At 54.0% G+C, this 6,836-nt stretch carries 6 protein-coding genes; 3 read left to right on the top strand and 3 right to left on the bottom strand.

The window, feature by feature from the left end; translation table 11 throughout:
* Positions 1–1,363, bottom strand: a 1,363-nt coding sequence (locus RTM06_RS17235) for a PQQ-binding-like beta-propeller repeat protein (protein ID WP_312183804.1), incomplete at its 3' end; no start/stop codon positions are given.
* A gap of 635 nt (positions 1,364–1,998) precedes the next feature.
* Between RTM06_RS17235 and RTM06_RS17230 the strand changes: the two genes are divergently transcribed.
* Positions 1,999–2,964, top strand: coding sequence for a GT-D fold domain-containing glycosyltransferase (locus RTM06_RS17230; protein ID WP_312183810.1), 966 nt, complete (start codon positions 1,999–2,001; stop codon positions 2,962–2,964).
* A gap of 83 nt (positions 2,965–3,047) precedes the next feature.
* On the opposite strand, the gene RTM06_RS17225 is transcribed toward RTM06_RS17230, so the two are convergent.
* Positions 3,048–3,680, bottom strand: coding sequence for a DapH/DapD/GlmU-related protein (locus tag RTM06_RS17225; protein WP_312183802.1), 633 nt, complete (start codon positions 3,678–3,680; stop codon positions 3,048–3,050).
* Between the two features lie 132 nt (positions 3,681–3,812).
* Between RTM06_RS17225 and RTM06_RS17220 the strand changes: the two genes are divergently transcribed.
* Positions 3,813–4,715 carry a ParB/Srx family N-terminal domain-containing protein gene (locus RTM06_RS17220; RefSeq protein WP_312183800.1) on the top strand — a complete coding sequence of 301 codons (903 nt, stop codon included), beginning with the start codon at positions 3,813–3,815 and terminating at the stop codon, positions 4,713–4,715.
* Positions 4,716–4,758: 43 nt separating this feature from the next.
* Here the strand turns inward: RTM06_RS17220 and RTM06_RS17215 are convergent, their stop codons facing one another.
* Positions 4,759–5,853 (bottom strand): NADH:flavin oxidoreductase, encoded by a 1,095-nt coding sequence (locus tag RTM06_RS17215; protein ID WP_312183798.1) that lies wholly within the window; start codon positions 5,851–5,853, stop codon positions 4,759–4,761.
* Between the two features lie 103 nt (positions 5,854–5,956).
* Here RTM06_RS17215 and RTM06_RS17210 point away from each other — a divergent pair, with 103 nt between their 5' ends.
* On the top strand, positions 5,957–6,832 hold the full coding sequence (locus tag RTM06_RS17210) for a LysR family transcriptional regulator (RefSeq protein ID WP_312183796.1): 876 nt from the start codon (positions 5,957–5,959) through the stop codon (positions 6,830–6,832).
* The last annotated feature ends 4 nt before the right edge of the window (positions 6,833–6,836 follow it).

Here is a 6,836-nt window from a genome sequence, read left to right as displayed (position 1 = left end):
GGTTGGAGCTCTGATAGCGCCATTTGAACGCACCGGTTTGCAAATCCAGCGCCACCAGCGCATCGCGGAACTTCTCGGTGTTGCTGTTCGGATCGCGCTCAATGCCCACTTCATCCGGTGAAGCGTTACCAAACGGCACATAGACTAAACCGTTTTTCAGGTCAGCACTCAGCGTGCCCCACGCTACTGGCGTGTCCTGCGGGTAGTTTTGACCGGCAGCGATGGGTGCGGTGTTTTGCGGGTTGGCCGGATCAAAGTTCCACACCAGACGACCGCTTTGCACGTCGTACGCACGAATCACGCCTGACGGGTTGCCGCTGTTGAAGCCGTTATCCATCACGGAACCGCCAACGATCACCAGCTTGCCCGCGACAAGCGGAGCAGCAGTTTGCATCAGCGCATGGGGACGCACTTCACCCATGTTGGCGTGCAGATCAACCACACCGTTCTGACCGAAATCAGCACACGGTTTACCGGTGTCGGCATCCAGCGCAATCAGCTGCGCATCGGTGGTGGCGTTAAAGATACGCTTACGGCAGATAGCCGGATTCGCTGCGCTATCCTGCGCGGCAATCGGGGTTTCTTGGTAGTAGCTTACGCCGCGACAGGTCTGATGCTGCTGCAGGTAAGAGCGATCTTTGTTCGGGGTGAATTTCCACTTCACCGCGCCGGTTTCCGGATCAAGCGCGTGCACTTCATTATGCGGCGTACAGAAGTACAGCATGCCGTTGGCTTTCAGCGGCGTGGCTTCGAAGGTGTATTCGCTGGCATCCGCATCCTGACGCAGATCGCCAGTGTGATATGTCCAGGCAACTTCGAGGTTTTTGACGTTCTCTTTGCTGATCTGATTCAGCGATGAGAAACGCAGGCCGTCAGACGAACCACCGTACGCGGTCCAGTCGTTAGCGGCGCCCTGCTCGCTGTTCTGTTCGCGGGCATTGCTGATGGTGCCTTGCTGCGGAATCGGATCGTAGAAGCACAGACCAATCACCACCACAATCATGATAATCACGGTGCCGCCGAGGAAGCCGTGGAAACGGCGTTCGCCGCGATACAGCGGTTTCACCACCCACGGCATCGCCAGCCACAGACCGATCACACCGAACAGGTCACCGCGTGGGATCCACTGCCATTTATCAAAGCCCACTTCCCAGATAATCCAGGCGAGCGTAATCCACATCAGCACCGCATACAGCGCCAGCGCGCTGCGCTGGTTGCGGAACAGTAAAATTGCGGTAATGAGTAAGCCCACTGCCATCAGCGCATAGAAGGCGCTGCCGCCCAGCATTAACAGCTTGCCGCCCATGTACAGCAAGGCAATCGCCAGAATCGCGAGCACGATACTGGTTAGTTTGTTAACCATGCTAATCCCTCAACCATTTTCATCGAAAAACCTCAAAAATAACCCCACATAAAATCAACAGAATTTTAACGTACGTTACCGTTTAGTAAAAACCCGTTGCGAGGTGTGTCGTTAGCTCCGCTAATGAATGTAGTTTGGCTAATGGCTGCCAGCTAGCGCCTCGTTCAATGTGTGACTGAAATCACGTTTCATTTTCGTTGAGAGAATTAATCATTAGTGAGGAAAATTCGCATTTTTTGATAACGGAATATGGCCATGCTGCGCGTTTTTGTGACTTCTACGTTAGAAGAACACAGGCGTCTTCCGCAGCGACTATCAGCCGGGCACGCTGCGCGATCGTTTAGGCTTAGTAAAGCCGGAAAATCGCTTTCACAGTTAGACATTAATTGAAATAACTTAATAGATCATAAAAGTACCGCTGCGATTATTCCTGGCAACGATTTTCGCAGCAGCGCGGATAAGCGCATTTTTATTACACTTTCATTTCCGCAGTCTTTATTTAAGAGTTTTTAAATTGATTAGCGATTATACCTAAATATATTTTTGAGAGTTTCCTCAGACTGTTATCCTCGATTGAGCGTGATATAAATCACATAACTGCTCTGCGGCAAGTCCGCCATAAAAAGAAGGTTATGATGATTAGCGCAGATTTCTTTTATCGTAAATTACGTTTTCCTTTTAAACTCACACACGCTGCTTTTAAATTTCCCGTTGCCAATGCGCGTGCCCGGCAATATCCGGTGATGTCGCCTGAGCAAACCATTGACCTGCTGCTCAACAACGACAAGCTCTCCGTAAGCCGCTATGGCGATGGCGAACTGGAAATGACCTTGTTCAAGAATATCGGTTTTCAATCTTTTGATGAACGACTCTCTATTCGCCTTAAAGAGATATTACGGCGCGGAAGTCAGCCGAAGAATCCGTGTTTATTGTGTATGCCCGATGCCTTTCGCGGCACCGCGAATATGCGTTTTGGTTCGGCCCTATTCTGGTTTTTTCATAAAGCATTTTATTTTCGCCATTATGAAAGCTTATTAAAGAAAGATTACCGCTACGGCAACACCTCCGTTACGCGTCCCTATCACGATTATAAGGACAAGCAGCAGGCGGTTCGCGTGTTTAATAAGTTCAAGCAGCTGTTCAGCGATAAAAAGATATTAATTGTGGAAGGCAGCGGCACGCGTCTCGGCATCGGTAACGATCTGCTTGATGACGCACGGGAGATTAAACGCATCACCACGCTCAATCGCAATGCCTTCTCGGTCTACAACGATCTCTACAGCGCCGTCCTGGCGCACGCACGCGATTACGATATGGTGCTGATGTCGCTCGGCCCAACCGCAACGGTGCTGGCTTACGATCTCAGCCAGCATGGCATTCGCTGTATTGATACCGGCCACATTGATATCGAGTACGAATGGATGCGCAGTGCCGCGCGTGACAAGGTGCAGGTGGCTGGCAAGAACGTCAATGAAGTGGGCGTGTTGCTCAGCGACGATGCGCGTGACGCCGATGAGCATTATCGCCAGCAGATTTTGCTGCATGTCGGGCTGCCACAGGAAGCGGTGCTGTCGGCGCTGGTAGTGCATCCGCCGGTCTAATCCACATCGCAAGCAATCGCAAAAACAGGGTGTTTTGAGATTGCTTACGGTAGCTGCGTCAACAAGGGGTGCTTACAACGCGCTTAACTGCCGTGCCGCTGGCAGAAGGCGCGGAGATCGGATGATTGGAAATCCGCCAGATTCGTCATCAATTTCTCCAGCGGCCAGTTCCACCAGGCAATTGCCTGCAGTTGCGCGGCAATATCCGCAGCGAAACGCGCACGGATCACTTTGGCTGGCACGCCACCGACAATGGTGTAAGGGGGTACATCTTTCGTCACCACCGCACCGGCCGCCAGCACCGCGCCATCCCCCACCGTGACACCCGGCAGCACGATCACGCCATGCCCAATCCACACGTCATTACCAATAATCACACGATCGGCGCGTCGCTCGGCAAAGAAGCCATTATCGCGCTCCGCCTGCCCATCGTAGTATTCCGGGCAGTAGGTGAAACGGTGCTGCGAAGCGCGATCCATCGGATGATTGGGCGCGCCAATCCGCACATGATTGGCAATGGCGGTAAAGCGTCCAATCTGCGCATCGGCGACACAGCAGTGCTCACCGAGATAGGAAAAGTCGCCGAGTTCGCTGTATTCGATATAGGTTTCGGCCAGCACTTCACATTGCGCGCCAATCTGGCTTTCGCGCATACGCACGCTGGGATCGATAACGGTGTGTTGCAATTTTGCCGGTTGCACAGCAGCGAGTGCCATAATCAAAGCTCCGTGTGGTCAGATGTCTGGATAACCGGTTGCAACTGGGCAACCGCGAGCGACAACACTAAAGCGGTAAAATGACACTAATGCTATTGTGCGCATCTGTAATGGGCGATTTGAGGAAAGGGAATGAGAACACCGTGGTCAATACTGGCGCTGTTGTGGTCAGCCGGACAGGCATCCGCCGCGCTGCCCGCCGACATCAAAGCCGGTGATATTGTGCAAGTGCAGTTAGCGCAGCTTCATCCGACGCAGGCCGCGATTGGCTATCGTCAGTTGGATTACAAACAGCATCGTTATGAAGCCGAACCGAAAAAACTGTTTGATGATTACTGCGAAAGCATGGGACAGAAAGGCGTCGATAAATTTGATAGTCAATCACGTCTCTCGCAGCCCAGCAGCTTCCGCTGTAAAGCCCCTGTCGGCAGCGAACCTGGCCCGATGAAAACGGCGGTGATTGCACCGGATAATGTGCTTTACCTCACCGATGGTCATCATACTTTCAGTAATTTCGCTGATATCGCCGGTCTTAACACACCGGTGCAGGTACGCATTACTAATGACTTCCGCAGCCTGAAAACCATGTCCGCCTTCTGGCAAAAAATGGAAGCGGCACATCTGGTGTGGCTGGACACGCCATCAGGCAAAATCCAACCGGATGCGCTGCCGAAAGAACTGGGCCGCCAGCACATGCAGAATGATGAATATCGCTCGCTGGTCTATTTCGTGCGCGACATTGGTTTTGATAAAGAGCAGAACCCGCCGCCGTTCCTCGAATTCTATTGGGGCAAATGGCTGGAAACGCAGCTCCCGCTGAAGAACTTTGACCTCAATAACCGCAGTGGTTACGTCAAAGCGATCGAAACCATCGCTGAGAAGATGACCAGCGTGCCGAAAGACACGGTAATTGCGCACAGTGATAGCGGCGCGCTGACGGCGGATCGGTTAGGCGCACGCAAGAAAGTGAACGAGAAGAAGCTGGAAAAGCTGGTCTCCGATGACGGCAAATTGACGTGGGCCTTTGCACAATAACCGAATGGTCGCCATAAATGGCGACCGATTCACGCGATTATGCTCAAACCAACTCGCAGTTTTTTACATCTGCAGACGGCGCTAGCAGATTTTTATCAAAGACGCGCAGCTCCACAGCATCACGAATCCGCATCGGCCAGTCGGGATTCGCCAGTGCGCTTTTGCCAATCGACACATAATCCGCGCCCTGCTCCAGCGCCTGCGCCGCCGTGCTGGCATCACTTAACGCACCATTGGCGATAATCGGCAAATTCGGTGCCGCCTGACGCGCAATTTGTACGAGCGACAGCGGCGAATCCGCAAACGCCGGTTGCAGCGCGTCATATTCTGTCAGGTGCAGATAATCCACGCCGGCCTCAGCGATCGCGGCGAATACTTGACGCGCGCCCGCTTCGCCTTCACGCCATTTGTGCTGGAAATCATTCACTTTGCCCTGCGAGAGGCGAATTCCCAGCGTAACATCATGCCCTACGCGCTGGCGCACTGCGGCGATCACCGCCAGCGTCAGAGATAAACGTGCCACGATATCGCCGCCCCAGCGATCGCTGCGCTGATTGGTGTAATCGGTGAAGAACTGGTCAAGCAGATAGCCGTTTGCGCCATGAATTTCGATGCCATCAAAACCCGCTTCGCCAACTGCCCGCGCCGCCGTGTGCGCAAAGCTGTCGATCACCTGCTGGATCTGCTCTTCATCCATTTCACGCGGCAGCGGATAGGCGCCATGACCGTGATAGAAACCGAGCTGTTCTCCGCGCGGCTGGATGGCTGAGGGCGCGAGCGTATCCGGTCGATAAATGTTGCCCTGCGATATCGCTCCGGCATGCATCAATTGCGCAATGATTTTGCCGCCGCGCTGATGTATGCGGTCGGTGATTGCGCGCCAGCCAGCGCTCTGTTTGGCGTTAACCAGCCCGGCCTGAAACGCATAGGTTTGCGACCAGGCTTCATCGATATAAAGGCCTTCGGTAATGATGGCGCTAAAGCCGCCGCGCACGAAGCGCTGATAATAGTGCTGCATACGCTCGCCCGGTATGCCGTCGACGCTGGCGGAGATGCGCGTCATGGGCGCCACCATGATGCGATTTTTCAGCGCCAGCCGGTTCAGTGTCCCGCTCTGAAAAAGATGTTTATCACTCATATTGTTCTCTAAATGCGGATTATCTACAGAGAGCAGTATATTAGGTCGCCACAGGGACAAAAATGGCCGATGATGATACGTCTGTATAACGGAAATCGTTACAATGAACTCTAAGGATGTTGAAGTATTCCTGATGGTCACCCAGACGCGCAGCCTGACACAGGCCGCGCGGCGACTGAACACCACGCCGATGACAGTATCGCGCCGACTCGCCTCGCTGGAGGAAGATCTCGGCGTGCGCTTGCTGCATCGCACCACCCGCGCCATCGCGCTGACGGATGAAGGTGAAGAGTTTTTGCCCTACGCCAAAACCCTAATGGAAACCGAACAGAGCGCGCGTGATCTGTTCTCGCCGGATAAACAAGGCGCAACCGGCCAGCTGCGCATCACCGCCCCTTCTGGCTTTGGCCGTCGTACCATCATTCCGCTGCTGCCCGCCCTGATGGCGGAAAATCCCGAACTCAAGATCGATTTCCAACTCAGCGATAACGTCACCGATATTGTTGGGCTCGGCTACGATGTCGCCATTCGCATCGCCCCGCTGCGGGATTCGCGGTTAGTGGCGCAGCGGCTGGCGGATAATCCGCGCGTGCTCTGTGCTTCTCCAGACTACTTAGCGCGCTTCGGCACTCCACAACTGCTGGCCGATTTGCATCAGCATAACTGCCTGCGTTTATCCGGCGTGCCGCAATGGAGTTTTATGGTCGACGATCATATTTCCAGCGTCAGCGTTGAAGGCCGTTTCAGCGGCAGCAATGTGGAAGGTGTACGTACCTTATGTGTGGCCGGCAGCGGCATCGCCCAGCTCTCTGCCTGTGATGTGCAGCAGGAATTGGCGGCCGGTGAACTGATTGAGATTGGCTTGCGAGATGCGCGACCGCAGCTGCTCGGCGTCTGGGCGCTGTTTCCCACCGCGCGTCATTTGCCAACGCGCGTCACGGTCTTTCTAAACGCCCTAAAACAGGCGATGGCACGTTAATTCA

Origin of the sequence: Pantoea sp. CTOTU46764, from assembly GCF_031974595.1 — a bacterium.
In the GTDB taxonomy this organism is placed as follows: Bacteria; Pseudomonadota; Gammaproteobacteria; order Enterobacterales; family Enterobacteriaceae; genus Pantoea; species Pantoea trifolii.
Note: the sequence above shows the minus strand (reverse complement) of the source record. Positions and strands in the feature narration are given on the sequence as shown.